Origin of the sequence: Streptomyces sp. NBC_00353 (assembly GCF_036108815.1) — a bacterium.
GTDB lineage: Bacteria > Actinomycetota > Actinomycetes > Streptomycetales > Streptomycetaceae > Streptomyces.
Genome location: NZ_CP107985.1, coordinates 4,879,764 through 4,906,391 on the forward strand (window position 1 = coordinate 4,879,764; position 26,628 = coordinate 4,906,391).

The 26,628-nt window shown below is 71.0% G+C and carries 25 protein-coding genes; 12 read left to right on the forward strand and 13 right to left on the reverse strand.

All coding sequences use genetic code 11. The features are described 5' to 3' along the window. Nucleotides 1-45: 45 nt before the first annotated feature. Together OHA88_RS22010 and OHA88_RS22015 are read right to left on the reverse strand one after the other, a co-directional pair. Complete coding sequence (locus OHA88_RS22010) at nt 46-1,041, reverse strand: aldo/keto reductase (RefSeq protein WP_328626772.1); 996 nt, start codon at nt 1,039-1,041, stop codon at nt 46-48. A 55-nt stretch (nt 1,042-1,096) separates the two neighbouring features. Next, nucleotides 1,097-1,636: a PadR family transcriptional regulator gene (locus OHA88_RS22015; RefSeq protein ID WP_328629759.1), complete on the reverse strand. Its 540-nt coding sequence runs from the start codon at nt 1,634-1,636 to the stop codon at nt 1,097-1,099. An 85-nt stretch (nt 1,637-1,721) separates the two neighbouring features. Between OHA88_RS22015 and OHA88_RS22020 the strand changes: the two genes are divergently transcribed. Continuing rightward, nucleotides 1,722-2,495 (forward strand): alpha/beta fold hydrolase, encoded by a 774-nt coding sequence (locus OHA88_RS22020; protein WP_328626773.1) that lies wholly within the window; start codon nt 1,722-1,724, stop codon nt 2,493-2,495. 132 nt (nt 2,496-2,627) lie between these two features. Here OHA88_RS22020 and thpR read toward each other — a convergent pair whose 3' ends face one another. The 3 genes from thpR to OHA88_RS22035 all read right to left on the reverse strand — a co-directional run bounded on the left by thpR (nt 2,628) and on the right by OHA88_RS22035 (nt 5,219). Further along, nucleotides 2,628-3,191 carry an RNA 2',3'-cyclic phosphodiesterase gene (gene thpR / locus OHA88_RS22025; RefSeq protein ID WP_328629760.1) on the reverse strand — a complete coding sequence of 188 codons (564 nt, stop codon included), beginning with the start codon at nt 3,189-3,191 and terminating at the stop codon, nt 2,628-2,630. A 154-nt stretch (nt 3,192-3,345) separates the two neighbouring features. Further along, nucleotides 3,346-4,680, reverse strand: coding sequence for an MFS transporter (locus tag OHA88_RS22030; protein WP_328626774.1), 1,335 nt, complete (start codon nt 4,678-4,680; stop codon nt 3,346-3,348). 98 nt (nt 4,681-4,778) lie between these two features. Beyond that, nucleotides 4,779-5,219, reverse strand: coding sequence for a MarR family winged helix-turn-helix transcriptional regulator (locus tag OHA88_RS22035; RefSeq protein WP_037692928.1), 441 nt, complete (start codon nt 5,217-5,219; stop codon nt 4,779-4,781). Nucleotides 5,220-5,353: 134 nt separating this feature from the next. Here OHA88_RS22035 and OHA88_RS22040 point away from each other — a divergent pair, with 134 nt between their 5' ends. After that, nucleotides 5,354-5,548 (forward strand): ribbon-helix-helix protein, CopG family, encoded by a 195-nt coding sequence (locus tag OHA88_RS22040; RefSeq protein ID WP_328626775.1) that lies wholly within the window; start codon nt 5,354-5,356, stop codon nt 5,546-5,548. A 42-nt stretch (nt 5,549-5,590) separates the two neighbouring features. Here OHA88_RS22040 and OHA88_RS22045 read toward each other — a convergent pair whose 3' ends face one another. Beyond that, on the reverse strand, nt 5,591-7,048 hold the full coding sequence (locus OHA88_RS22045) for an NCS2 family permease (protein ID WP_328626776.1): 1,458 nt from the start codon (nt 7,046-7,048) through the stop codon (nt 5,591-5,593). 187 nt (nt 7,049-7,235) lie between these two features. On the opposite strand from OHA88_RS22045, the gene OHA88_RS22050 reads away from it, so the two are divergent. Continuing rightward, a complete protein-coding gene (locus OHA88_RS22050; protein WP_328626777.1) occupies nt 7,236-7,520 on the forward strand; it encodes a DUF2530 domain-containing protein in 285 nt (94 codons plus the stop codon). A gap of 190 nt (nt 7,521-7,710) precedes the next feature. Beyond that, entirely contained in the window at nt 7,711-10,179 is a 2,469-nt protein-coding gene (locus tag OHA88_RS22055; RefSeq protein ID WP_328626778.1) for an HAD-IC family P-type ATPase, read from the forward strand. 3 nt (nt 10,180-10,182) lie between these two features. Here OHA88_RS22055 and OHA88_RS22060 read toward each other — a convergent pair whose 3' ends face one another. From OHA88_RS22060 to OHA88_RS22075, 4 genes are all read right to left on the reverse strand, one after another. Next, the gene (locus OHA88_RS22060) at nt 10,183-10,950 is read right to left on the reverse strand and encodes a DUF5707 domain-containing protein (RefSeq protein ID WP_328626779.1); all 768 of its coding nucleotides are present in this window, start codon (nt 10,948-10,950) and stop codon (nt 10,183-10,185) included. A gap of 162 nt (nt 10,951-11,112) precedes the next feature. Next, the gene (locus OHA88_RS22065) at nt 11,113-12,036 is read right to left on the reverse strand and encodes a hypothetical protein (protein WP_328626780.1); all 924 of its coding nucleotides are present in this window, start codon (nt 12,034-12,036) and stop codon (nt 11,113-11,115) included. A 175-nt stretch (nt 12,037-12,211) separates the two neighbouring features. Next, nucleotides 12,212-15,418, reverse strand: a complete 3,207-nt coding sequence (locus OHA88_RS22070) for a sacsin N-terminal ATP-binding-like domain-containing protein (protein ID WP_328629761.1) — start codon at nt 15,416-15,418, stop codon at nt 12,212-12,214. 294 nt (nt 15,419-15,712) lie between these two features. Further along, a complete protein-coding gene (locus OHA88_RS22075; protein ID WP_078852856.1) occupies nt 15,713-16,648 on the reverse strand; it encodes a DUF3027 domain-containing protein in 936 nt (311 codons plus the stop codon). A 403-nt stretch (nt 16,649-17,051) separates the two neighbouring features. Between OHA88_RS22075 and OHA88_RS22080 the strand changes: the two genes are divergently transcribed. The 4 genes from OHA88_RS22080 to OHA88_RS22095 are packed head-to-tail and all read left to right on the forward strand — an operon-like array spanning nt 17,052 to nt 20,603. Then, a complete protein-coding gene (locus OHA88_RS22080) occupies nt 17,052-18,482 on the forward strand; it encodes an MFS transporter (RefSeq protein ID WP_328626781.1) in 1,431 nt (476 codons plus the stop codon). Nucleotides 18,483-18,509: 27 nt separating this feature from the next. Next, a complete protein-coding gene (locus OHA88_RS22085) occupies nt 18,510-18,989 on the forward strand; it encodes a DUF2771 domain-containing protein (protein WP_328626782.1) in 480 nt (159 codons plus the stop codon). Nucleotides 18,990-19,018: 29 nt separating this feature from the next. Further along, nucleotides 19,019-19,753, forward strand: coding sequence for a futalosine hydrolase (locus tag OHA88_RS22090; protein ID WP_328626783.1), 735 nt, complete (start codon nt 19,019-19,021; stop codon nt 19,751-19,753). Beyond that, the gene (locus OHA88_RS22095; protein WP_030926543.1) at nt 19,737-20,603 is read left to right on the forward strand and encodes a 1,4-dihydroxy-6-naphthoate synthase; all 867 of its coding nucleotides are present in this window, start codon (nt 19,737-19,739) and stop codon (nt 20,601-20,603) included. Before OHA88_RS22090 ends, OHA88_RS22095 begins: the two co-directional genes overlap by 17 nt. A gap of 54 nt (nt 20,604-20,657) precedes the next feature. Here OHA88_RS22095 and OHA88_RS22100 read toward each other — a convergent pair whose 3' ends face one another. Beyond that, nucleotides 20,658-21,041: a cold-shock protein gene (locus tag OHA88_RS22100; RefSeq protein WP_030926546.1), complete on the reverse strand. Its 384-nt coding sequence runs from the start codon at nt 21,039-21,041 to the stop codon at nt 20,658-20,660. Between the two features lie 197 nt (nt 21,042-21,238). On the opposite strand from OHA88_RS22100, the gene OHA88_RS22105 reads away from it, so the two are divergent. Then, entirely contained in the window at nt 21,239-21,472 is a 234-nt protein-coding gene (locus OHA88_RS22105) for a hypothetical protein (RefSeq protein ID WP_267003386.1), read from the forward strand. A 43-nt stretch (nt 21,473-21,515) separates the two neighbouring features. On the opposite strand, the gene OHA88_RS22110 is transcribed toward OHA88_RS22105, so the two are convergent. Further along, the gene (locus OHA88_RS22110; RefSeq protein ID WP_328629762.1) at nt 21,516-22,142 is read right to left on the reverse strand and encodes an HAD family hydrolase; all 627 of its coding nucleotides are present in this window, start codon (nt 22,140-22,142) and stop codon (nt 21,516-21,518) included. 137 nt (nt 22,143-22,279) lie between these two features. Here OHA88_RS22110 and OHA88_RS22115 point away from each other — a divergent pair, with 137 nt between their 5' ends. The 3 genes from OHA88_RS22115 to OHA88_RS22125 are packed head-to-tail and all read left to right on the forward strand — an operon-like array spanning nt 22,280 to nt 25,211. After that, entirely contained in the window at nt 22,280-23,290 is a 1,011-nt protein-coding gene (locus OHA88_RS22115) for a FecCD family ABC transporter permease (protein WP_326605104.1), read from the forward strand. Then, a complete protein-coding gene (locus OHA88_RS22120) occupies nt 23,287-24,363 on the forward strand; it encodes a FecCD family ABC transporter permease (protein ID WP_328626784.1) in 1,077 nt (358 codons plus the stop codon). Before OHA88_RS22115 ends, OHA88_RS22120 begins: the two co-directional genes overlap by 4 nt. Further along, nucleotides 24,360-25,211, forward strand: coding sequence for an ABC transporter ATP-binding protein (locus OHA88_RS22125; RefSeq protein ID WP_267003394.1), 852 nt, complete (start codon nt 24,360-24,362; stop codon nt 25,209-25,211). Before OHA88_RS22120 ends, OHA88_RS22125 begins: the two co-directional genes overlap by 4 nt. Before the next feature lie 264 nt (nt 25,212-25,475). Here OHA88_RS22125 and OHA88_RS22130 read toward each other — a convergent pair whose 3' ends face one another. After that, on the reverse strand, nt 25,476-26,585 hold the full coding sequence (locus OHA88_RS22130) for a hypothetical protein (RefSeq protein ID WP_328626785.1): 1,110 nt from the start codon (nt 26,583-26,585) through the stop codon (nt 25,476-25,478). Nucleotides 26,586-26,628 lie beyond the last annotated feature (43 nt).

Here is a 26,628-nt window from a genome sequence, read left to right on the forward strand (position 1 = left end):
GTGCCGCAGAGCCGGGCTCAGGTGTTCACAGGGAGGCGCCGCCGCTCACCAGGCGAAGGCCTCCGGCGACGGGCCGGGGCCCGGGAAGATCTCGTCCAGGGCGGCCAGCACCTCGTCCGACAGCTCCAGGTCCACGGCGCGCACCGCCGAGTCCAGTTGCCCACGCGTACGCGGGCCGGAGATCGGGCCGGTCACGCCCGGCCGGGTCAGCAGCCAGGCCAGGCCCACCTCGCCGGGCTCCAGGCCGTGCTTCTCCAGCAGGTCCTCGTACGCCTGGATCTGCGCACGCACCGTGGTGTTGGCGAGCGCGTCCGCGGACCGGCCGGACGCCGAACGGGCCGCACCGCCCTCGCGCTCCTTGCGGATCACACCGCCGAGCAGTCCGCCGTGCAGCGGGGACCACGGGATGACACCGAGGCCGTACTCCTGCGCGGCCGGGATGACCTCCATCTCGGCGCGGCGTTCGGCGAGGTTGTAGAGGCACTGCTCGCTGACCAGACCGTACGAGCCGAGGCGCTTCGCGGTCTCGTTGGTCTGGGCGATCTTCCAGCCGGCGAAGTTGGACGAGCCGGCGTAGAGGATCTTGCCCTGCTGGATCAGGACGTCGATGGCCTGCCAGATCTCCTCGACCGGGGTGGCGCGGTCGATGTGGTGGAACTGGTACAGGTCGATGTGGTCCGTCTGCAGCCGCTTGAGGCTGGCGTCGACGGCGCGCCGGATGTTGAGCGCGGAGAGCTTGTGGTGGTTGGGCCAGGCATCGCCCTCCGCGGCCATGTTCCCGTACACCTTGGTGGCGAGTACGACCTTGTCGCGGCGTTCACCGCCCTTGGCGAACCAGGTGCCGAGGATCTCCTCCGTGCGGCCCTTGTTCTCGCCCCAGCCGTAGACATTGGCAGTGTCGAAAAAGTTGACGCCCGCGTCCAGCGCGGCGTCCATGATCGCGTGACTGTCGGCCTCATTGGTCTGCGGACCGAAGTTCATGGTGCCGAGGACGAGTCGGCTGACCTCAAGTCCGGTGCGTCCGAGCTGCGTGTACTTCATGGGCACCAAGCCAACGCCTTCGAGTCCGCTCGAAGCAAGGGCTCAGCGGGCGGACTCAACGGGTTCCGAGATCCTTCAGAGTCGTTGTCAGCCAGCTCAGTTCCGCCTCGCTCGCCGCACGGGCGACCGTGAGAACGCCTCGGCGGAACGGGTCGTCGAAGGCCTCAGGGCCGAGCGGGCGCTCGCCCCCGGAGCCGTAGTCGTAGAAGAAACTGCTCGGCTCCTGCAGGAACGTCAGCCTGCGCCGCAGTACATCCGCCTGCTCGGCGGGTGCCTGCAGGTGACGGAGGAAGGCGAGGACGGTGAACCAGCGGTTCTCGTCGCTGATGTCCACGTCGTCGGCCTCGCGCAGCCGGCGGCGCAGCTCCTCGCGCCCGTCGTCCGTCAGGGTCAGCGTGTGGCGGGGCGCGGCCCTGCTGCCGGGCTCGGTCCGGCGCCCGAGCCACCCGGCGCGCTCCAGGCGCTTGATCGCCGGGTACAGCGTGCCGTCCGCGATCGGGCGGACATGGCCGGTGAGATGGGCGACGCGTCGCTTCAACTCGTAGCCGTGCAGCGGCTGCTCGTACAGAAATCCCAGGATGGCCAGTTCCAGCACCCGAGCATCCTCCGCCCTCGCGTCATACATCGGCACCGATATATGGTCTCGCCGATGGTTTCATGGCCGGAGGGGAGCGAGAGACATGCAGAACGCACAGGTGACAGCGGGCGGTGCGCGCATCCGGTGGGTGGAGATCCCGGGCAGCGACGGACGGACCCGCGTCTATCTGCACGGTCTCGGCGCCTCGTCCGGTCCGTACTTCACCGCGAGCGCCGTCCATCCGCTCCTCGCCGGCAGCCGTTCGCTGCTCATGGACATGCTCGGCTTCGGCATCAGCGACCGGCCCACGGACTTCGACTACACGCTCGAAGCGCACGCCGACGCGATCGCCGTCGCACTCAGGGCCGCCGATGCGTACGCCACTGACGTCGTCGCGCACAGCATGGGCGGCTCGGTGGCCATCGTGCTCGCGGCACGCCACCCGGAGCTGGTGGCGCGGCTCGTCCTGATCGACGCCAACCTCGACCCGGTCGCGCCCGATCGGCAACGGCCCGGCAGCAGCGGCATCGCCGCCTACACGGAGCAGGAGTTCCTCGATCACGGCATGGTCGAGGTGCGCGACCGGGTGGGACCCCACTGGTGGTCGACGATGCGGCTCTCGGGCTCGGAGGCACTGCATCGCAGCGCCGTGCACCTCGCGCGCGGAACGACGCCCACGATGCGCGAGCAGCTGCTGGAGCTGAAGATTCCGCGTACCTACCTGCGGCCGGAGAGCGACGGGCCGCTGCCCGACGAGGACGGTCTGGTCGAGGGCGGGGTGCGGGTCGTGCCGGTCCCGGGGTGCGAGCACAACATCATGCTGGACAACCCCGAGGCGTTCGTGAAGGAGACGGCCCGGGGCCTGGGGCTCGGCTGACGGGAGCCGGTGTCGGCGCCTCAGCCTCCGACTGCGGCTGTCACGGCGACAACGGCGAACATCAGTACGAGCACGACGGCCATGATGCGGTTTCTGGTCTTCGGGTCCACCCGTCGAGCGTAACCGCACCGCTCAGTGCCCCAGCGGCCAGGAGGCCACCACCTCGTACCGCGGCTGCTCCCCCGGCACCCCGGCGACCGGCAGATTGCTGCGTACGAGAGCGACCTCGCCGACCTCCCACGGTGTGCCCTCGAAGGTGTCCAGGGCCTCCAGGTAGGGATGCAGGTCGGTCTCGGAGCGGCTGCGGGCGAGGGTGAGGTGCGGGGTGTAGCGGCGGTGCTCGTCCATCGCGACGCCGGCGCGGCGGGCTGCCGCGTCGGCGCGTTCGGCGAGGAGCCTCAGCGTGTCGAGTCCACCCGCGGCCCCGGCCCACAGCACATGGCCGTCGAACCGGCCGCCGCGGTGGATGCGCAGCGGGAACCGCTCGGTGCGGCGGGCGGCGCGTCCCAGCCGCTCGTGCAGATCGGGCAGCAGCCCTTCGTCGACCACACCGAGGAAGGCGAGCGTGAAGTGCCACGCGTCGGTACCGGTCCAGCGCATGCGAGCGGCGCCCGGAAGGGTGTGCAGCGGGGCCACGGCACGGCGGAGCTCCGCGACGGCGGAGTCGGGCGGCAGGACGGCGACGAAGAGTCTCATGCGGCTCATGGGCCGAGTGTCGCACCGTACCGGCGCGCATCCCGGTCACCGTGCGTACCGCGTTGTACCTGTGAAACGGGCCCCGCGTATCCGTGAAACGGCCCCGGCCGGTGTCCACCGGCCGGGGCCTTGCCACGTCGCGTACGGGCGGCTCTCAGGCCGCCGTAGTCAGCTGCTCGCGGGGGACGAACCGCACATGCGGGCGGCCCGGCCGCAGATCGACCTTGATGCGCAGGCCGCCGACGCGGGCCAGCATGAAGCCGACGCCGAGTGCGGCGAACATCGAGAACGCGCCGCCGACCGCCATGGCGGTCCGGACGCCGTACGTGTCGCTGATCCAGCCCACGATCGGGGCGCCCACCGGCGTACCCCCGGCGAAGACCATCATGTACAGGCTCATCACCCGGCCGCGCATGGCCGGATCGGCGGCCATCTGGACACTCGTGTTGGCGCTGATGTTGGTGGTCAGGCCGATCATGCCGATCGGGAGCAGCAGGATCGCGAAGAGCCAGACGTACGGCGACACGGACGCGATGATCTCCAGGAGACCGAACACCGTACCCGCCGCCACCAGCATCCGCAGCCGCGAGGAGCGCCGACGGGCCGCCAGCAGTGCGCCGGCCAGTGAACCGGCCGCCATGAGGATGTTGAAGAACGAGTACATCCCGGCGCCGCCGTGGAAGATCTCGTCCGCGAAAGCGGTGAGCCAGATCGGGAAGTTGAAGCCGAACGTGCCGACGAAGCCGACCAGGACGATCGGCCAGATCAGCTCGGGGCGTCCGGAGACATAGCGCAGCCCCTCACGGAGCTGACCCTTGGCACGCGGCACGACGACCGCCTTGTGCAGTTCGCTCGTACGCATCAGCAGCAGGCCGATGAGCGGGGCTCCGAAGGACAGTCCGTTGAACATGAAGGCCCAGCCGCTGCCGACCGTGGTGATCAGGACACCCGCGACGGCGGGACCGATCAGCCGGGCCGACTGGAAGTTGGCCGAATTCAGACTGACCGCGTTGCGCAGCTGGGCGGGGCCGACCATCTCGGAGACGAAGGACTGGCGGGCCGGGTTGTCCACGACCGTGACCATGCCGAGCAGGAAGGCGATCAGGTAGACGTGCCAGACCTGGACGACGCCGGAGAGGGTGAGGGCGGCGAGGGCTAGCCCACAGAGGCCGAGCGCGGCCTGGCTGACGAGGAGGAGCTTGCGCTTCGGGAGCCGGTCGGCGATGACCCCGCCGTACAGGCCGAAGAGCAGCATGGGGAGGAACTGGAGGGCCGTGGTGATGCCGACGGCGGTGGCGGACCCGGTGAGGCTCAGAACGAGCCAGTCCTGCGTGATGCGGGACATCCAGGTACCGGTGTTGGAGATCACCGCGCCTGTGGCGAACAGGCGGTAGTTGCGGATCTTCAGCGACGAGAAGGTCCCGCCGGGCTTGCTCTCGTGGGTGGACGTCGGTGCGGGGGCGGAGTCTGCTCCGGATCCCGTACTCAAAAGGGTTCGCCTCCTCGGGCGTGGACTGCGTGCTGACTGACGGGATGCGGCCGTACGGGCTGCACGCCGACTCTGGCCCGGCGTACCCCCCCGTACCGCTACAGGTGGGCGAGCTTCTCCAGCACAGGTGCGGCCTTGCGCAGCGTCTCCCACTCGTCCTCGTCCAGGCCTTCGGCGAGGGTGGCCAGCCAGGCGTTCCGCTTGGAGCGGCTCTCCTCGAGCATGGCTTCGGCCTGCTCGGTCTGGCTGACCATCTTCTGGCGACGGTCATCGGGGTGCGGTTCCAGTCTGACCAGTCCCTTGGCTTCGAGCAGCGCGACGATGCGGGTCATCGACGGAGGCTGCACATGCTCCTTGCGGGCCAGCTCACCGGGGGTGGCGGATCCGCAGCGGGCGAGCGTGCCGAGCACCGACATCTCGGTGGGGCTCAGCGACTCGTCGACGCGCTGGTGCTTGAGGCGTCGGCCCAGCAGCATCACGGCGGAACGAAGGGAGCTCACGGCGGCCGCACTGTCGCCGTCGTGGATCAGGTCAGGCATGTTTGTTAGCGTAACTCATTACCTACCCTAAATACCACTCGACTGGTACACGCGCGGTCTATCGATCACCCAAACGAGTGAGTCAGATCCGGAAAGTGACGCGAAACGACCTCAAGGCCGTAACCCTGCTTGCCATGGGATCGACAGTGCTCAGCCTGCGGATAGACGGTGAGCTGCTCGACCGGCTCCGACAGCACGCCGCCAGACGCGGAATGAGCGTCCAGGACTACGTCGTCAGGACGCTCATGCGCAGCGATTTCGACGAGCGCTTCAAAGCGGCCGTCGAGGAGACGGAAAAATTCTACGGGGCGGACGACCGGGTGAACTGATTCGCCCGGCCGTCCGCCCCGCAGAGGGTGACGTGTGAAGGGTTACGACGTCAGGCCGAGGGCCGGCATCGCGTAGTAGAAGACGAAGACCGCCGACACCACGTACATGGCCACCGGCACCTCGCGCCAGCGACCGGCCGCCACCCGCAGCACGGAGAAGGCGATGAAGCCGATGCCGATGCCGTTGGTGATCGAGTACGTGAACGGCATCATCACCATGGCCAGGAAGGCCGGGATGGCGAGCGTGTAGTCGCTCCAGTCGATGTCCCGCACCGACCCCGCGATGATCAGGAAGCCGACCGCCAGCAGCGCCGGCGTGGCCGCCTGCGACGGAACCATGGTCGCCAGCGGCGTCAGGAACAGCGCCACCGTGAAGAGCAGACCCGTCACCACGCTCGCGAAGCCGGTGCGGGCACCCTCTCCGACACCCGCCGTGGACTCCACGAAGCAGGTGCTGGCGGAGGAGGAGCTCGCACCGCCCGCGGCGACCGCGATGCCGTCCACGAACAGCACCTTGTTGATGCCGGGGAAGTTGCCGTCCTTGTCCGTCAGCTTGGCCTCGTCACCGACACCGAGGATGGTGCCCATCGCGTCGAAGAAGCAGGACAGCAGCACGGTGAAGACGAACAGGAGGCCGGTCAGCACACCGACCTTGTCGAAGCCGCCGAACAGGCTGACCTTGCCGATCAGCCCGAAGTCGGGGGTGGCGACCGGGTTGCCCGGCCACTGCGGAACGGTCAGGCCCCAGGCCTCGCCCGGCAGGTCGGCGACGGTGTCGATGACCATCGCGACAACCGTCATGGCGACGATCGAGATCAGGATCGCGCCCGGCACCTTGCGGACGATCAGCGCGAGGGTGAGCAGCGCGCCGAGGATGAAGACCAGAACCGGCCAGCCGTTGAGGTGACCGTCGCTGCCGAGCTGGAGCGGCACGGTGGTGTGCGCGATGTCCGGGATGCGGGAGACGAAGCCCGAGTCGACCAGGCCGATCAGCAGGATGAAGAGACCGATACCGATCGCGATGCCCTTGCGGAGCGACTTCGGTACGGCGTTCATCACGCGTTCGCGCAGCCCGGTCGCGACGAGCAGCATGACCACGATGCCGGCGAGGACGACCATGCCCATCGCGTCCGGCCAGCTCATCCGGGGGGCGAGCTGCAGGGCCACGACGGTGTTGACGCCGAGACCGGCGGCCAGCGCGATCGGCACATTGCCGATGACGCCCATCAGCAGGGTGGAGAACGCGGCGGTCAGCACGGTGGCGGTGACCAGCTGGCCGCCATTGAGCTGGTGCCCGTACATGTCCTTCGCGCTGCCGAGAATGATCGGGTTCAGCACGATGATGTACGCCATCGCAAAGAATGTGGCGAATCCGCCGCGGATCTCGCGCGCGACCGACGACCCCCGCTCGGAGATCTTGAAGAAACGGTCCAGGCCGCCGTGCGGCTTTGGAGCTATGGGCTGCCTGGAGTCGACCGAAGCGGTGGCCGAGGGGGACATGTATGACCTCAGTCGTGCGTAGAGGGGGGAGAAGAGCGGTCAGCTTTGGACTTTTACACGAATAAATCGAGACAGCCGTAAGCAGATTCAGTATGAATACATAAGTCGAAGATCGCTATCTCCGCGCGTAGACCCTTGGGCCGACTGGGCCGACCGGCTTTACATACGGGCCGCATACACTGACCCCATGGCGAAGTGGACACCGACACACGAGGCACCCGAGCCCCTGGAGGGGCCCGTCGTCGCCACCATCACCGGCGGAACGATCCTCTGGTTCGTCCTCTTCCTCGTCCAGCTCCCGTTCTACGGCTGGTTCGACGACCACGGGCACACCTGGTGGGTGTGGACGTGTCTGGCCGGTGCCGGGCTCGGACTGATCGGCATCTGGTACGTGCGGGGGCGCGACGCGGCGCTCAAGCGGGCGGCCGCCGCCAAGGCCGGAACGGCCGACGCGGCCGACGGCAGCCACTGACGCGACCGGCGCAAGCCGCCGACCCGAGCCACCGACGGAGTCCGCGACCCGGGCCGGCGCGCAACCACTGCGAAAGTCGGGGACGCCCCCCGGACTTCCCTGACGCCCCGGACCGCATCCCCTCCTCCTGCGGTCCGATCTTCGGAATCCCGGCAGGTGAATCGGGCGTTCCGCCCGTACCGTCGGAACCATGACGCAGCGGGCAGTCGACTCCTCCGGGAAGCAGAAACCCCGCCGGCCCCGGCCGGCCCCCATCGACGCCGGTTCCGAACTCGACCCGGTCCACCCGATGAAGCTGCCGGCCTCGGCCGTGCGCAGCAGCGGGCTGACCGCCGCCGAGGTCGCCGAGCGGATCGCCCGGGGCGAGGTCAACGACGTACCCGTCCGCTCGTCCCGCTCCATCGGCGAGATCGTCCGCGCCAATGTCTTCACCCGGTTCAACCTGATCATCGGCGTGCTCTGGCTGGTCATGCTGTTCGTCGCGCCGTTCCAGGACAGCCTCTTCGGCTACGTGATCATCGCCAACACCGGTATCGGCATCGTCCAGGAGTGGCGGGCCAAGAAGACCCTCGACGGCCTGGCCGTCATCGGCGAGGCGAAACCCACGGTCCGGCGCGACGGGGCCGCCGCCGAGATATCCACCTCGGAGATCGTCCTCGGCGATCTGGTCGAGCTCGGCCCCGGCGACAAGGTCGTCGTGGACGGCGCGGTGGCGGAGGCCGACAACCTGGAGATCGACGAGTCGCTGCTCACCGGCGAGGCCGACCCCGTACTGAAACAGCCCGGCGATCCGGTGATGTCCGGCAGCTTCGTCGTCGCGGGCGGCGGCGCGTTCTCCGCCACGAAGGTCGGCCGCGAGGCCTACGCCGCGCAGCTCGCCGAGGAGGCGTCGCGCTTCACCCTCGTCCAGTCCGAACTGCGCAGCGGCATCAGCACGATCCTCAAGTACATCACCTGGATGATGGTGCCGACCGCGATCGGCCTGATCATCAGCCAGCTCGTCGTCAAGAAGACCGACCTCAAGGACTCCATCGCCCGGACGGTCGGCGGAATCGTCCCGATGATCCCGGAGGGCCTGGTCCTGCTCACCTCGGTCGCCTTCGCGATCGGTGTCGTACGGCTCGGCCGTAAGCAGTGCCTGGTGCAGGAGCTGCCCGCCATCGAGGGCCTCGCCCGGGTCGACGTCGTCTGCCTCGACAAGACCGGCACCCTCACCGAAGGCGGCATGGACGTCACCGAGGTGCGGACGCTGGGAGGTGCGGACGACCCGTACATACGCCAGGTGCTGGCCAACCTCGGCGCGTCCGACCCACGGCCCAATGCCAGCCTGCAGGCGATCATCGACGCGTACCCGTCACCGAACGGCGAGGCGTGGCGCTGCACGGAGGCGCTGCCGTTCTCCTCGGCACGCAAGTACAGCGGCGCCGCGTTCGACGAGGGCAGCGGCAAGGCGTCGAGCTGGCTGCTCGGCGCACCCGATGTGCTGCTCCCGGACCACGACCCGGCGCTCGGCGAGATCGAGCAGCTCAACCAGGAGGGACTGCGGGTCCTGCTGCTGGCCCGCGCGCAGGGGGAGCTGGAAGGGCCGCAGAGCGCCACCGGGGCCGAACCGGCCGCACTGGTCGTCCTGGAGCAGCGGCTGCGGCCGGACGCCGGCCAGACGCTGCGCTACTTCGCCGACCAGCGGGTCGCCACGAAGGTCATCTCCGGGGACAACGCCGTCTCGGTCGGCGCGGTCGCGGGCAAGCTCGGCCTGCCCGGCGCCGAACACACCCTGGACGCGCGCCGGCTGCCCACGGACCCGGACGACATGGCCACCGCCATGGAGGAGAACGCGGTCTTCGGCCGGGTCACCCCGCAGCAGAAGCGGGAGATGGTCGCCGCGCTCCAGTCCCGCGGCCACACGGTCGCGATGACGGGTGACGGGGTCAACGACGTGCTGGCGCTCAAGGACGCCGACATCGGGGTCTCGATGGGATCCGGCTCGGAGGCGACGCGCGCGGTGGCGCAGATCGTGCTGCTCAACAACAGCTTCGCGACCCTGCCGTCGGTGGTGGCCGAGGGCCGCCGGGTCATCGGCAACATCACCCGGGTCGCCACCCTGTTCCTCACGAAGACCGTCTACTCGGTGCTGCTGGCGATCCTGGTGGTCTGTTTCCAGGTCGAGTACCCGTTCCTGCCCCGGCATCTGACCCTGCTGTCGACGCTGACGATCGGCGTCCCGGCGTTCTTCCTGGCCCTCGCGCCCAACAAGGAGCGGGCCCGGCCGCACTTCGTCCGCAGAGTCATGCGGTACTCGGTCCCGTCCGGCGTCATCGCGGGCATCGCCACGTTCGCGACGTATCTGATCGCCAGGCACTACTACACGGGTCCGCATGCGCTGGACGCGGAGACCAGTGCGGCGACGCTCACGCTGTTCCTGGTCTCGATGTGGGTCCTCGCGATCATCGCCCGCCCCTACACCTGGTGGCGGATCGTCCTGGTCGCGACGATGGGGGCGGCGTTCCTGATCGTGCTGGTGGTGCCGTGGCTGCAGGGCTTCTTCGCGCTGAAGCTGGTGGGCGCGGTCATGCCGTGGGCAGCGGTGGGGATTGCGGTGGTGGCGGCGACTGCCCTGGAGTTCACCTGGCGCCTGGTCAGTCGCCGCTTCCCGGTATAGCTGTTACTGCACGTCGACGTAGTCACTCGTGGTGGTGACGGCCGGGGTGGTGGACGTGCCGGCGAAGCTGTAGCGCCAGTAGCCGTCGACCGAGGCCGTGACCGTGGTCTTCAGGGCGCCGGTGCTGCTCGACTTGATCGTCTTCACCGTGGTGTAGGCAGTGCTGGTCTTCTTGCGGAACTGGAGCTTCACCGGCTGGACGGTGTAGCCGGCGTAGGCGTGCGTCTCCCAGTTGGCGCGCGTCAGCTTCCCGGTGACCGTGATGGTCCTGCCCTTCTTGACGGGCTCCGGGGCGGCGTTGACCGTCAGCTTCGACAGCCGCTGCACATGGGTCGTGGCGTAGGAGTCGTACGACGTGCTGGAGCCGTCCTTGGCCTCGGCGCCCGCGAGGATGTGCCAGGAACCGGCCAGCGCGTTCCTGGTCAGGTCGGCCCTCGGGTCGACCGTGATGGTGAGCGAGCAGGTGGCGGTGGTGGCGCTCGCCTCCTGGCAGGTCGCTTCCTGCGTCGGCACCAGCGCGCCGTCCATACCCTTTTCCAGGTTCGTCCCGTGCCAGAGGATCGCCCAGCCGGTGGCTATGCCGGAGGCGTGCGAGGCGGTGACGGAGACGGTGACCGTCTTCGGCACCGTCGTCCCCAGAACGATGTCCTTGCCGCCGTTGACGGTGACCTTGGAGAGGACGGGAGCCGTTGCCGCATGCGCGGCCGGCACGGCGAGGGCGGAGAGAGCCAGGGCGCCGGTCACGGCGGCCACAGTGGCACGAATGCGCATAAGTGTCCCCAGGTGAGAAAGGAGAAAGGGGCCCCGCGGGCAGTGGCTCCGATGGCTCCGGCCTCTGCGGGACCCGATGAGACGGTGGGTCCGCCGGACAGCGGGACCTCGCTCGGAGATCCCGCTGCTCGGGTGGAACCGATGGTGGAACTGGTGCTGTGACTACTGCACGTCGACGTAGTCACCGGTGGTGGTGACGGCCGGGGTGGTGGACGTGCCGGCGAAGCTGTAGCGCCAGTAGCCGTCGACCGAGGCCGTGACCGTGGTCTTCAGGGCGCCGGTGCTGCTCGACTTGATCGTCTTCACCGTGGTGTAGGCGGTGCTGGTCTTCTTGCGGAACTGGAGCTTCACCGGCTGGACGGTGTAGCCGTGGTAGGCGAAGTCGTCCCAGTTGGCGCGCGTCAGCTTGCCGGTGACCGTGATGGTCCTGCCCTTCTTGACGGGCTCCGGGGCGGCGTTGACGGTCAGCTTCGAGAAGCGCTGGAGCTTGGTGGTGCCCAGGCCGTCCTGCTCCACGAAGCCGATCTGGCTCGGGTCGAAGTCGGGGTCGGACGGGTCCTGGCCGTTGAAGTCGGCGGCGAAGCCCACCGCCTTCCACGTCGTGGCGTCCGCGTTGCCGATGAAGTCGATCTGCGGCCAGACGTCGATCTGCCCCTTGCAGGTGGCGACCGTCGAGGAGACGGTCTTGCAGGTGGGGGCCACGTCGCCGAACAGGATGTTCGTCGGGTCGTCGAACGAACCGCGGTAGAGCTCGACATCGAGCATGAAGTCGTCGGCGAAGATGTCCACGTCGGCGCCGTGCGTCACGGTGAACGTGGTCGCCACGGTCTTCGTGTTGGTGGTGCCCACGACGATCGGCTTGCCGCCGTTCACCGAAAGCTTGGAGAAGGTGAGGTCGAGCGGGGCGGTGTCGGCGGCGCCGACGGCGCGCGCGCCGGTCTTCGTGCCGGACGCGGCCTGCGCGGCACGCACGACGTCGCCGAGGACCGAGTGGTGCGCGTCGGCGGCGTTGGCCGCCGACGGTACGACGAGGGCGGAGAGAGCCAGGGCGCCGGTCACGGCGGCCACAGTGGCACGTATACGCATGTTCATTCCCCAGTGGAGAAAGGGGCCCGCGGAGGTCGTCCGTCCGTGGGGCCCAAGATCGTCTGTGAAGCCTGGTGGCTTCATGGACGAGATCAATGAGACGGGTGAACGGTTGTGCGGTCGGGGAGAATCTTTACGTATGCGTGACCGGGCCCTGGCAATTGGGCCCGCGCCGTCAGTCGAACCAGCGGTCCCGGGCCAGTTCCTCCGTACGTGACGGGTCCTCCAGCAGCGCGGCGACCTCGAAGCGCCGCGGCCACTGACCGGCCGCCCACGCCAGGCCCGCCGCGACGCCCTCGAGCGTCGACGCATGGACGACCCCGTCCGGGGTACGGCGCCAGTCCAGTTCGACGCCGCCCGCGCGGAGTTCGCCGTGTTCGATGTACGTGTCCGGGGTCCCGGCGCCGAGCAGGACCCGTACCGGTTCCGGCACCTGGTGCTCCTCGCCCTCCGTCGTCACCTGCGCCTCGACGGTCTCGCCGAGTCGCCGCACCTGGAACAGCTCGGCCAACTCGGTGGCGCGCGCCGGGGCCACCGGCAGCAGCGGAAGACTGTCCGTCAGCGACAGCAGATCGGGGGCGTCCGCGATCACCGCGTCCGCCGCGTCGACGACCCGCACCTCGCCGTCGACCACGGCCCGCAGCTCGTCGGGCAGTGTGACGTGTTCGGGGTCGAGATCGGCCAGGGCCGTGTACAGCTCGTGGAGTTGCACGGAACCGACCGGGCGGCCCTCGTCCGCGAGCCGGCCGAGGAGTTCGGCGGCACCGCCCGGCTCGTCGAGGAGCGCCGCGACCGACGTCCGTACGCCGAGCGCGCGCAGCACCTGGACGTCGTCGAAGCCGGCCGCGTCGGCGGAGTCGTACAGCCCGGACAGCCGCGGGTCGCTGCCCGCGGCCCGCAGACCCGCCGGGCGGCGGCCGTCGAGCACCGGGTGGTCGCGCAGCCACCAGGCGGTGTACGGACGCACGGACCGGGTCGTGCCGTCCGGGAGCAGTACCCGCACCGGCTGCGTCAGTGCGTCGCGCAGCGGCGGGCGGGAGAGCAGGGCGAGCGCCTGCGGCCAGGCGTCGTCGTCGACGAGGTCGAGGTCGCGGACGGCGACGAGTTCGGTGGCGACCGGCGGCACAGGGGTGTCCGGCAGCTGGTCGAGGATGTCCTCGCACCACACGTCGACGGCGTCGAGCAGCCCCGCGTCGTCGGGTTCGGCGAAGTCGCCTTCGCGCGGCTCCAGTTCGTCCGGGTCGAGGACGACATCGGTGGCGCGGACCAGTGCGAAGGTGGCCAGCACCCCGCAGGCGGTCAGCGGCTGTTCGCCCCAGCGCACGGCCAGTTCCTCGTCGCAGAGGGCGAGTTCACCGTCGCGCATGATCTGTGCGAACGGGCTTCCCGGCAGCACGAGTTCACCGGCCGGAGCGGGTTCGCCCTCCTCGTCCGGGAGCGCGAGGGCGCCGAGCCAGGGTTCGTCGCCGGGCGACAGGTCTGCGTCCCGGACCAGCGTGAGGACGGTCTCCGCGAGCTCTTCGGCGTCCAGCGCGTCCTCGTCCCACACCTCGCCCGCGTCCAGCGAACCGGCGACGGCCGCGCGTACCTGCGGGGTCGTCAGCACGGCGCGCGGGGTGGCGGGCAGCGCGCCCAGCTTCTCCAGGAGCGGATGGGCGGCGTCCGGATGCGCGACCTTCAGGCCGAGCCGGGCCAGCCGGTCGAGGACGGGGCCGGTGAGCGCTTCGGGCAGCGGCAGCAGGACCTGACGGGGACCGATCGTGGTGCGCGGGGCCGCAATGCCGTCCGGCCCCTCTGCCGCCTGATCCACCGTCCCGGCCAGCGGCACCGGCAGTCCGGAGAGCCGGTCCGGGTCGATGCCGGACAGGCTGTCGTACAGCCGCCGCCACCAGGCGGGATCGCGCTCCAGACCGGCGAGCCGGTCGATGGCCTCGGTCAGCGGCACCCTGGCCACCCCGAGCGTGCGCAGTTCGCTGCGGCGCTCAAGTCCCGCGGGCAGCAGGCACGGCAGCACCTCGGAGAGCACCTGGACGGTCTCGGCGCCGACCCCCTCCAGCACTTCGGCCTCGATGGGCCGCAGCGCGGTGGTGGCCTCGTGGGCGCTCTCCGGCTCCGCGTCCCAGGCGTCCCAGCGGTCCGGTTCGGCGGCGGTGTCGCGCGGGGCGGCGGCCTCCAGGAACGCGACGCGCGGCAGGCGTTCCAGGATCGCGCCGCGCAGCGCACCGTCCAGTTCGCCGCTGCCGAGCGGACCGGGCACCAGGTCGATCGTTCCGACGCTCACCGGATGCCAGTCCGCGAGCAGTTCGGCGTAGGCGTCGGCCGCGCGCTGCACCAGGTAGTCGGTGAGCGGGCCGGGCGCGGGGTGGCGGCGGGTGGTGTCGAGCGGCAGCGACGCGATGAGCAGCGCGGGCACGCCGAGGGGTTCGTCGGTGGGGGTCGGGGCGTGGACGACGGGGGCGGTGCGGGGGTAGACCGGCGCCCCGTCAATGTCCACGGGCACCGCCCAGGTCACCGACCAGTGCGGGCGCAGCCGTTCCTCAAGGGGGCGGTCGGCGAGCAGGGCCGGCTCGATCGGACCGTGGTGCGCGACCGTGCGCCAGCGGTTCCTGCCGTGCACGGAGTCGTCGACGTGCGTGTACGGGCCGTGCTGGGAGCGGTGCAACGTCCGTGCCCCGTCGGGGGTGTCGATGACGATCTCTTCGAGGCCGGGCAGCGTCAGGAGCAGCGCGTCGTCGACGGCGGCGAGCAGCCGGCCGACGAGGTCCTCGGCGACACCGTCGCGCAGCGGCAGGACGACGACCGTGTCGTACCCGTCCGGCGCGGTGCCCTCGGCGGGCAGCGGGAGACGGAGCAGCGGTACGTGACCGTCGCGGCGGCGGAGTTCGTCACCGAGGCCGGGGCTGCCGACGGCGGCCTGCCGGGCGAGGCCGCGGGCCTCGGCGAGGGACCAGCGGACCCCGCCGTGCCGGCCGACGACGGCGGGCTCGTCACTGACCGCGAGCACGGCGGCGAATCCGACACCGAACCTGCCGACGGCGGACTCGTGGCCCTCGCGCTTGGCGGAGGCCCGGAGCGTGCTGAGCGATTCGACGCCGGTGGCGTCGAGGGGGGCGCCGGTGTTGGCTGCGGCGAGGACGGCGTTCCCGGTGTCGCCGGGGTGCAGGGTGAGACGGAGACGGCCGGGGACACCGGCGCGGGCGGCGGCGTCGGCGGCGTTCTGGGCGAGCTCGACGACGAGGCGGTCACGGTAGCCGCCGAGCGCGAGGTCCTCCTCGGCGTTGGCGTCCTCCCGGAACCGGGCGGGACCGGCGCCCCAGGCATCGAGCACCCCGCGCCGCAGCCGCGCCGTCCCGAACGGATCGGCCCCCTCGGTCGCATTCATGCTCACGCTCTGACTCCGCTCTGTCCGGTGACGCGTTATCCGTGTGCGGCGGGGAGTGCGGGTGCACCCGTGCCGCCAGTGTGCGCCCGAAGGTACCGCGAGCGGAAAGCCGGTGCGCCGAGCCCATGCGCCACGTTTTGTCCTCAAACGCCGGACACGCTCGAGTCAGGCCCCTCGAAGGGGTCCCCCATGCCCTGGGGCCATGGGGGAGATCGAGGACGAAGCGGTCACCGGACGAAGCGGTCACCGGGTGGCCGGGCAGCGCAAGCCCGGATCCCCCGGCGACGAGGAGCGTCAGGAGTGGCCGAGGTCCTCCGACGGCGCATCCGGCTCCGCCGGAACCGACCCGCCGTCCCTCGCCGGGCGCAGCAGGTACTCGTCCACCTGCATCGTGTCCAGAGCGTGCGGCGCCGGCTTCGGCGGCTTCGGCATCACCGCGGCCTCCGAATGCCCACCGCACCCGTACGACAGCGAGACGACCCGCCCGTCCGCCGGGCTGAACTCGTTCGCGCACACCCCGAACGCCTGCCGCAGGGATCCTGCGATCGGCACCAGGAAGGCGCACGTGTCGCAGGACGCCGGTGCCGCCTGCGCCATCGGCGTCTTCGCGCCGAATGCCTCGTCCCACCGGTCGGCCGCCGCATGCAGCCCGTACCGGGACAGCACCCGCGCCCGCCGCATCCCGAGCTCTTCGGCGACCGCCGCGATCGAGCCGCGGTCCGTCGCCTCCGGGCGCGTCGTCAGCTCCGCGTCCTCCGCGTCGACGAGATCGGCCAGTTCCTCCGACATCTCGGAGACCACCGAGTTCGGCGGCGGCTCGTCCTCGCCGGTGTACCCGGGCTCCAGCCGGAGATCCTCCGCCTCGGTGGGCAGCAGATCGCCGGGTCCCATGTCGCCGGGGCGCAGCCGTTCGCTCCACGGCACCCACTCGGGGGCGAGCAGCGCATCCGTCCCGGGCAGCAGTACCGCCTCGTCGAGCGTGACGTTCTTGGCGCGGGAGGCCCTGGCGACCGTCACCGCCCAGCGCCAGCCCCGGTAGCCGGGCTCCTTGCACTCGAAGTAGTGCGTGACGACCCGGTCCCCTTCGGAGACCAGCGCCACATGCTCACCGACCACTCCTGGCGCGGCGGCTTCCTCGGCCGCCGAGCGCGCGAGGTCTACCGCCTCGGCGCACAGGCGGTCGGGGGCAGGGGTACGGGCAGTACGGCTTCGCGTCGTAGCAGCACTCACAGGTCTCGCTTCTCTCCATACGCCGTCTCACGAGCGCGCCAGCAGATCCATCGATTACGGCCATAACGGTTGCGGGCGGAGCGGACCTGGGGGCCGCGTCGACGTCCACACCCGTTGTGCCTGCCTCGGGCGCGCCTTCTGCTATCCATTCTGCGGGATCGCCGAGAGGCGCGCGGCCAAGAACAACCGCCGGTGGCGCGCTACGCACGCTACCCTCTCCGCCGCTCCCCGCCCACCTGCCCGTCCCAAACAAGGCCGTATCCACTGCCGTGTCCGTGTCAGAGCGGACCCGGCAGCGGCGACTACGGGCGCCCGCGGTCCTCACTGGCCCGACAGGGCGGCGCTCATCGCGCCTCGCACCGTTCTCGGTTCGTTACCGGTGTGACTGGGGCACTATGACGGGGTGGCTTCCGCCAGGTCGCACGACGGGTCCGGCCCGCTCCGCAGGACGGGCCGGACGATCGGTCATGCCCTGCACGCGCCGTTCACCGGCACAGCGAAGGGCATCCGCAAGGCGACCCACGCCCACGGCGCCGGCGAATCCGGGCTCGGCAAACTGATCGAGCTGCATGCCGTGAACGGCGCGGGCGACGTGATGATCACGGTCGCGCTCGCCTCGACGGTGTTCTTCTCCGTGCCTACGGACGAGGCCCGCGGGCGCGTCGCCCTCTATCTCGCCGTCACGATGGCGCCCTTCACGCTCCTCGCCCCCGTCATCGGCCCGCTCCTGGACCGCCTGCCGCACGGCCGCCGCGCCGCGATGGCGGGCGCCATGCTGGCCCGGGCGCTGCTGGCACTCACCATGTCCAGCGCGGTCGCCACAGGCGGTCTGGAGCTGTATCCGGCGGCGCTGGGCGTCCTGGTCTCCTCGAAGGCGTACGGGGTCGTACGCAGCGCGGTCGTGCCGCGCCTGCTGCCACCCGGTTTCTCCCTGGTGAAGGCGAACTCCCGGGTCACCCTGGCCGGGCTGCTGGCCACCGGTGTGGCGGCGCCGATCGGGGCCGGGCTGCAGACCGTCGGATCCGGCTGGCCGCTGTACGGCGCGTGCGTGATCTTCATCGGCGGCACCGTGCTCGCCTTCACACTGCCGCGCAAGGTCGACTCGGCGAAGGGCGAGCGCCGGGCCCAGCTGGTCGAGCACCACGTCCATCAGCCGTTGGCCAAACCGTCCAAGGCCAACGGAAAAAGGACCAACGGCAAGAAAGCCACCACGAGGTCCGGGGAGAAGGAGAGGCGGCCGGGGCTGCGGACCGTCGGGCCGTCCGTCCTGCACGGGCTCCAGGCGAACGCCGCGCACCGCGCCCTCTCCGGCTTCCTGATCTTCTTCCTGGCGTTCCTGCTGCGTGAGCAGCCGCTGGCCGGGCAGAGCGCCGCCGTCTCGCTCGGCATCGTCGGTGTCGCGGCCGGTGTCGGCAACGCCCTCGGTACGGCCATGGGCTCCTGGCTCCGGACCCGCGGCCCCGAGGTGATCATCGCCTCGGTGCTGGGGCTGGCGCTCGGCATCGCCGTCCTCGCCGCGGTCTTCTTCTCCACCCTGATGGTCGCCGCGCTCAGTGCGATGGCGGGCTTCACCCAGGCGCTGTCCAAGCTGTCGCTGGACGCGATGATCCAGCGCGACGTGCCGGAGGAGGTACGGACCTCCGCGTTCGCCCGGTCCGAGACACTGCTGCAGATGGCCTGGGTGATCGGCGGCGGCATCGGCATCTCTCTCCCCCTCAACGGCGTACTGGGGATGTCGGTCGCTGCGGGGATCCTCGCCCTGGGTGCGGCAGCCTCCGTACGGGGTCTGCTGAGCGCCGCGCGGCGCGGCTCGCCGCACCCCCGCGTGGCGTGAGCCGGGGCGACCGATAACCTTCGGCCCATGACCGTTGCGTTCTTCTCCGGTAAGGGCCGTCGTATCGGCGTCGCTCTTGGTGCCGTGTCCGCGGGACTCCTTGTCCTGTCCGCCTGCGACAAGCCGACGCCGCTCGCCACCGTGACGGTCGGCGACACCTCGGTGACCACCGAGGCGTCCTGCTACAACGACGGCGACGCCCTCAAGGACTCGCAGATCAAGACCTGCCTGAACAAGAAGGCGGAGAAGTCCGTCGAGGTCGCGATGGACGACAAGGTCCGCTTCGGCGTCGACCCTGAGATCGCGGACAAGGGCTGGACGCTCTTCATCAACGGCCAGCAGGCCGAGCAGGAGCCCTACAAGAAGACCTACCGGTCCATCCCGGGCAGTGCCTTCTTCTCCAGCCAGACCGGCGGGACCACGAACAAGACGCAGGTCAGCATCGTGGAGACCGACGGCAAGAAGCTCACCGGCATCTGGCACTTCGAGCTCAAGAAGACCGACTGATCCCCTCCTGACCTGGGAGGGCCCTCCCCGTGCGTGTGCTTGTCGTGACCGCTGTCCCGGTGGAACGGGACGCGGTCACGCGTGCGTTCACGGACAGACCGCAGGTCCTCGATGTGCCCGGCGCCGAGCTGCACCGCGCCGGCGCCCTCGATGTCGTCGCGGGCGGCGCGGGTCCGGCTTCCGCGGCCGCCGCGGCCGCCTTCGCCCTGGCCTCGGGGGCCGGGGCGGGGGTCGGTCCCGGAGCCGGGGCGGGACCGTACGGCCTGGTCGTCTCGGCCGGGATCGGCGGCGGGTTCGCGCCCGACGCCCCCGTCGGTTCCCTCGTCGTGGCGAGTGGGATCGTCGCCGCCGATCTGGGCGCCGAGACCCCCGACGGCTTCGTGCCCGTCACCGCCCTGGGCTTCGGACGGGAACGGTTCGTGCCGCCGCCCGACCTGGTACGGGACGTGGCCGCGGCCACCGGCGCGCTGACCGGCGAGGTCCTCACCGTCTCCACCGTGACCGGCAGCGCCGGACGCGCAGCCGCCCTGCGCACCGCCCACCCGCACGCCGTCGCCGAGGCCATGGAGGGCTTCGGGGTCGCCGAGGCCGCCGAGCGGCTGCGCGTACCGGTGCTGGAGATCCGGGCCGTCTCGAACGCCGTCGGCCCGCGCGACCGGGACGCCTGGCGCATCGGCGACGCGCTGACCGCGCTCACCGAGGCGTTCGGGAAGCTCACCCCCGTACTGGAAGGCTGGACCACTCCCCATGACCGACACCGCTGACACCACCGGCGACGCCCTGCGCATCGCCTTCTCGCCGTGCCCGAACGACACGTTCGTCTTCGACGCCTGGGCGCACGGCCGGGTCCCCGGCGCGCCCGCCCTCGATGTCACGTTCGCCGACATCGACCTCACCAACGGCATGGCCGAGCGCGGCGAGCTGGACGTACTGAAGGTGTCGTACGCGGTGCTGCCCTGGGTCCTGGAGGAGTACGCGCTGCTGCCCTGCGGCGGGGCGCTGGGGCGCGGCTGCGGGCCGCTCGTCCTGACGAAGGAGCCGGGTACGGATCTGACGGGGAAGACCGTCGCCGTGCCGAGCGAGCGCTCGACCGCCTATCTGCTGTTCCGGCTCTGGGCGGCGGATGTCGTCCCGGGTGACGTCGGCGAGATCGTCGTCATGCCGTTCGACGAGATCATGCCCGCCGTACGGGACGGGAAGGTGGACGCCGGTCTCGTCATCCACGAGGCGCGGTTCACCTACCGGAACTACGGTCTGCACAGCCTCGCCGACATGGGCGAGCACTGGGAGTTGACGACCGGCCTGCCGATCCCGCTCGGCGCGATCATCGCCAAGCGGTCGCTGGGCGCCGAGAAGCTGAAGGCGCTGGCCGAGTCGGTGCGTACATCGGTCCGGATGGCCTGGGACGACCCGGAGGCGTCGCGGCCGTACGTGCTGGAGCACGCCCAGGAGATGGACCCGGCCGTGGCCGACCAGCACATCGGGCTGTACGTCAACGAGTTCACCGCCGACCTCGGCGAGAACGGCTACGCGGCGATCCGCGGACTGCTGACCCGCGCGGCGGCCGAGGGGCTGGTGCCGCCCCTCGGCCCGGACGCGCTGTCGTTCGTCTGACGATGCCGGGCGCCGGCCGACCGGCGACAGACTGCCCAGCCTGTCGCCGGTCCGCTATACGTCGAGCTGGTCGGCCACCGCGCGCAGCAGGCCGCCGATCTGCTTGCCGGCCGCCTTGTCGGGGTAACGGCCCCGCTCCAGCATCGGCGTGATGTTCTCCAGCAGCGTCGTCAGATCCTGCACGATCGATGCCAGTTCGTCCGGCTTGCGGCGCTGGGCGGCCGCGACGGACGGCGTCGGGTCCAGAATCGTCACCGACAGCGCTTGGTCTCCGCGCTGACCTGCCACGACGCCGAATTCGACGCGCTGGCCGGGCTTGAGGGCGTCGACTCCGTCAGGGAGCACCGACGAGTGCACGAACACGTCGCCACCGTCGTCGCGGGAAAGGAAGCCGAAGCCCTTCTCGCTGTTGAACCATTTGACCTTGCCAGTCGGCAAAGCACGCACCCCATCTCAACCCGTATGCCGGAACCAAGCCTCAGCAGGTCAGGCCGGACCATGGTCGTGCTCCCCTGCTGGCAGAAGCCTCCACAGGTGCAGTACCCCTCGTCAAGCCTGGTCATCCGGACTGTGTCCAGAAACGGCGCACTACGGGTGAAGAGGGGTTCTTCCGGGGTGGGAACTACCCTTGCGGGGTGAGTACTCCTCCTTCTGCAGGCGACCGGCTCGTCCGGGTCGGCGCGATCGTCTTCTTCATCGGGGCGCTGGCCACGCTGGTCACAGTGGCCCCGCTGTTCCTCGGGACCGACCCGTTCCCGTCCATCGCGTATGCGGTGTGCATGTTGATGGGGGTGGGATTCCTGATCGCGGCGGCAGGCGTGGTCCGGTCGGCATGGGCAGGGTCTCCGAAGCGGGACGCCACGCGGTAGGGCGAAAGCGGGCGTGCCGGGGGGGCGATCCTCCGAGCAGCCCCTACACGGCCCGGTAGGCGTCCAGCCAGGCCGGGAACTCCGTCAGGTTCCGCAGGATCACATCCGCGCCCGCCGCTCGCAGTTCGTCCGCGTCGCACGGGCCCGTGGTGACCGCCACCGACAGCGCCTGTGCCGTGCGGGCGCCGCGTACGTCCCCTGTGTGGTCGCCGACATACACCTGCGCGCCGTGCTCGCGCAGCGCCCGCGCCTTTCCCTCCGCCCACAGGCCGCCGACGATCTCGTCGGCCTCGATCCCGAGATGCGCCAGGTGGAGCCTGGCGTTCGGCTCGTACTTCGCCGTGACGACGATCGTCCGGCCGCCCCGCTCGCGGATCGCGGCGACGGACTCCCGGGCGCCGGGCAGCGCCGGGGTCGGGGTGATGGCGTGTGTGGGATAGATCTCCCGGTAGCGGTCGGCCGTGGCGGCCAGGACGTCCGCCGGGAACCAGTTCGCCAGTTCGTCCTCCAGCGGCGGACCGAGCCTGCTGACCACCAGATCGGCGTCGATCGGCCTCCCCGTCTCCGCGGAAAGCGCCTGGTAGGCGGCCTTGATGCCGGGCCGGGAGTCGATGAGCGTCATATCGAGGTCGAAGCCGACCGTCAGGGGGTGCGAAGCCATGGCTCCCATTGTGCCGAGGTCACGGATCTGCCCCTCGCCCTCCGGGCCCCATGACACCCCGCCTAGACTAAGCCAAGCCTTACCTGGCTGTGCCGGCCCTGCGTGGCGGCACAGAGCCAGGTCGTCCAGTTCGCCGATTGGGTCCGATGCCAGCCGCCGCACCTCGCCGTCACAGACGCGCTCTCGCGACGGCGACGGCCGTCCTGGCGCTGCTGGTGGCCGTCCTGCTCAGCCTTGCCGTGGGCGCGCGCACCATCGCGCCGTCCGCGGTGCTCGACGCCCTGCTGCACGGCGGGCACTCCGACGCCGCCGAAGTGATTCGCCAGTTGCGGGTGCCGCGCACCCTGATCGGGCTGATGGTCGGTGCGGCGCTGGCCCTCGCGGGCACGGTGCTCCAGGGCATCACCCGTAACCCCATCGCCGACCCCGGCATCCTCGGCATCAGCCAGGGCGCCTCGGTCGGCGTGGTGCTGGCCATCGCGTACGCGGGGATCCACACGCTGACCGGGTACGTCTGGTTCGCGTTCGCAGGGGCGGCCGTCGCGTCCGTCGCCGTGTACGCGATCGCGTCACGCGGGCGCGGCGGGGCGACGCCGGTGAAGCTCGCACTGGGCGGCGCCGCGATCAATGCGCTGCTGGTGTCCGTGACGATGGCGGTGCTGACGACGAAGGCGTCCGCACTCGACGAGTTCCGCTTCTGGCAGGTCGGTTCGATCGCCGGGCGGGAGGCCGAGGTGGCGCAGCAGATCTGGCCGTTCCTGCTCGTCGGCACGGTGCTCGTGCTGTCCGTGGCACGAGGCCTCGACGCGCTGGCGCTGGGCGAGGACGTGGCGAAGGGGCTGGGGCAGAAGGTCGCGACGGTACGGATCGTCGGCGGCGTCGGGGCCACCGTGCTGACCGGGGTCGGGGTGGCCGCGGCCGGGCCGATCGCGTTCATCGGGCTGGCCGTCCCGCACATCGCCCGCGCGATCGTCGGCAGCGACCACCGGTGGGTACTGCCGATGGCGGCGCTGATCGGCCCCGTGATGCTGCTGGTCTCGGACGTCATCGGCCGGATCGTCTTTCCTCCGAGCGAGGTCCCGGCGGGCGTGATGACGGCGCTGATCGGGGTGCCGTTCCTGGTCGCACTGGTACGTCGGAAGGCGGTCCCGGCATGAGCGGCACCCTCACCCGGACCCCGGTCCGGCCCGCCGGGTACAGCGTCGTACGGATCGGGGCGCGCGGGCGGTTCCTGCTGCACCGGCGTGCGGCCGTCGCCGCGACGGTCCTCGTCGTGCTGCTGGCGGTCGTCTGCGTCGCGTACCTCTGTGCCGGCGAGAGCTTCGTCGCACCCTCCGAGGTCGTGAAGGTGATCCTCGGGCAGCCGTCGCCGTACGAACTGGTCGTCGGGACGCTGCGGCTGCCGCGCATGGTCGTCGGCCTGCTCGTCGGCGCGGCCTTCGGGATCGCCGGGGCGCTGATCCAGACGGTGGCCCGCAATCCGCTGGCCAGCCCCGACATCATCGGCATCAGCCAGGGTGCGGGCGCGCTCACGGTCGGCGCGATGACGTTCGGCGTCACCTCGTACACCGTGCTGCCGTATCTGTCGGTCATCGGCGGAGTCGCGGCGGCGGCGCTCGTCTACGTCTTCGCATGGCGCGGCGGGCTGCACGCCACCCGGTTCGTCCTCATCGGCATCGGCTTCGCCATCGCGCTGCGGTCCGTCACCACACTGTTCCTGACCAAGGGCGACTATCTGGTCGCCCAGCAGGCGCAGATCTGGATGACGGGTTCGCTGAACGGCCGCGGGTGGAACGAGGTGGCGCCGATCGGCTGGACGCTGCTCGCGCTCGTACCGGCCGTCCTGTGGGCGGCTCGCGCACAGCGCACCGTGTCGATGGACGACGACACCGCGACCGCGCTGGGGGTACGGCTGGGCCGGGTACGCCTGGGGCTCGTCGCGCTCGGTGTGATCCTGGCGTCCGTGGCGACGGGGACGGCCGGGCCGGTCGACTTCGTGGCGCTGCTCGCCCCGCAGATCGCCCGCCGCATGACACGTACCGCACAGATCCCGCTGCTGTGCTCGGCGCTGCTCGGCGCGGTGATCGTCGTCTTCGCCGATCTGCTGGCGCGCAAACTCTTCTCGCCCACCGAGCTGCCGGTGGGTGTGCTGACGGCGGCGGTCGGCGCCCCGTATCTGATCTGGCTGATCATCCGCGGTCACGGTGGCCGCAATGGAGGCAAGGCATGAGCTCGACCCGTACGTCCGATGCCGTCGCCGAGGCGACGACCGGCCGGCTCACCGCGCGCCGGCTGACCCTCGCCTACGAGGACCGCACGGTCGTGCACGAGCTGGACCTCACCGTTCCCGACGGCCGGGTGACGGTCATCGTCGGCCCGAACGCATGCGGCAAGTCGACCACCCTGCGCGCACTGGGCCGGCTGCTCAAGCCGCGCGGCGGGGCCGTACTCCTCGACGGTACGGAGCTGTCCCGGATCCCCACCAAGAAGATCGCCCAGTCCATAGGACTGCTGCCGCAGACCCCGGTCGCGCCCGAGGCGATCACCGTCTCCGACCTCGTCGCCCGCGGCCGGCAGCCGCACCAGCACTGGTGGCAGCAGTGGTCCGAGGAGGACGAGCGGGCCGTCACCGATGCCATGGACCGTACGGACATCACGGCGCTCGGCGACCGGTCGGTGGACGAACTGTCCGGCGGTCAGCGGCAGCGGGTCTGGATCGCGATGGCGCTGGCCCAGGAGACGGATCTGCTGCTGCTCGACGAGCCGACGACGTACCTCGACATCTCGCACCAGGTGGAGGTCCTCGACCTGGTGCGCCAGCTCGCCGCACCGGCGGCGGACGGCAGCCGCGGCCGGACGGTCGTCACCGTGCTCCACGACCTGAACCAGGCCGCGCGGTACGCGGACCACCTGGTCGCGATGAAGGCGGGCCGGATCGTCGCCGAGGGCCACCCGGCGGACATCGTCACCGCGGAGCTCGTACGCGAGGTGTTCGGCCTGGAGGCAGTGATCGTCCCGGACCCGGTGACGGGTTCGCCCCTGGTCGTGCCGGGCGCCCCCTGGACCCCGCCCTCCTGAGCCCCACCCCACCGGGCCGCGAGCGCGAGTGATGCCTGGGCGGGGCCGTGCAGGGACTGGCGCACGTGCCGGGTTCGTCCGCGTCGCCGGCTTCCGCGCCAGTTCTGAGGAGACACCCCGGAGGGGCACCGCCCACCACTCCCCGGGCAGGCGCGCCGGCGCCCACCCCTGTGCCAGGAACCCGCTCAAGCCCGTCCGGCGCTCGAGGACGGAACCGCCCACCCCTCAGACCCGGCAGCCGGACGCCACGGCGCAACCCCCCGTCTACCCCACCCGCCTCCGCGCCCGCCACACCAGGAACAGCGCTGACGTCACCGCCGCCGCCCGCACCACCACCGGCCACACCCCACTCAGCGCCTCGCCCATCCCGTCCTCCGGGATCGGCTCACCCCAGCGCCCGTCCATCCGCCCCCACAGCCAGACCAGGCCGGCCGCCGCGACCGCCCCCGGCAGCCCCATCGCGGCCAGCTTGGCCTCCCTGCGCGAGAGCGTGCGTGAGCCGTACGCGAGCAGCCATCCGCCCGCCAGGGCCACCCAGTACCCGGTCACCGCACCGGTGACCAGCAGCGCCGCGGCGAGCAGCAACAACGGGTGGGAGAACCGGAACCCCTTGTTCTCGTCGCGGGGTGTACGCCGACGCAGCCGCGGCCGCCACCGACCGCGCGGCGCGTCGTCCGCCTCACTGGAATCACCACCGTCGGAGCCGGCCCCGGCACCGTCACCCTCCACGCCCTCGTCGGCATCCGCACCGACCCCCTCCGCAGCCCCCTCCACCGGCGGCCGCGGTGGCCTCAACAGCTCGGGGATCTCCACCCCGCCCACGAACCCCGGCACCTCCACGCCGTCCCCGAACGGCCCGGACTCGATGCGCCACCAGTCGGGTTCGCTCCCGGACGCGCCCAGTTCGTCCGTCCCCGCCATGTGCGGCGGCGACGGCACCCGTTGGGCCGGCACATCGCCGCCCGAAATCCCCGAGGCCCCCGAGATCTCCGAGGCCCGAGAGGCCCCCGTCGCCCCCTCCGACGCGCCCTTGCGCGAACTCTCTTTCCGGAGCGTCCCTCTGCGCGGCCGGGGGATCCCCCGCGGCTCCGGATCATCCGCATCCGGAGCCCCCGGCGCCCCCGGCAACGTCACCGTTCCGTCGGCCGACCGGGCCGCCGCGGCGACCAGTTCGTCCGGTGTGCCGAGCCGCCCGATGATGCGGCGCACCGCCGCCGGCGTGTCCGTGGCCTGGCTTCCGCGCTGCCGGTCGATCTCCGTGCGCAGTGCCGCCACGAGCCGCATCCGGGTGCCCGAGGACAGCTGTTGCTGCTGGGCCAGATCCCCGACCCGGCTCAGATAGTCGTAGACGAGCTGGTCGCTCTCGATCCCCACGCGATGGTTCCCCTCTGACCGGCCTGCACCGACGGTAGCGCCC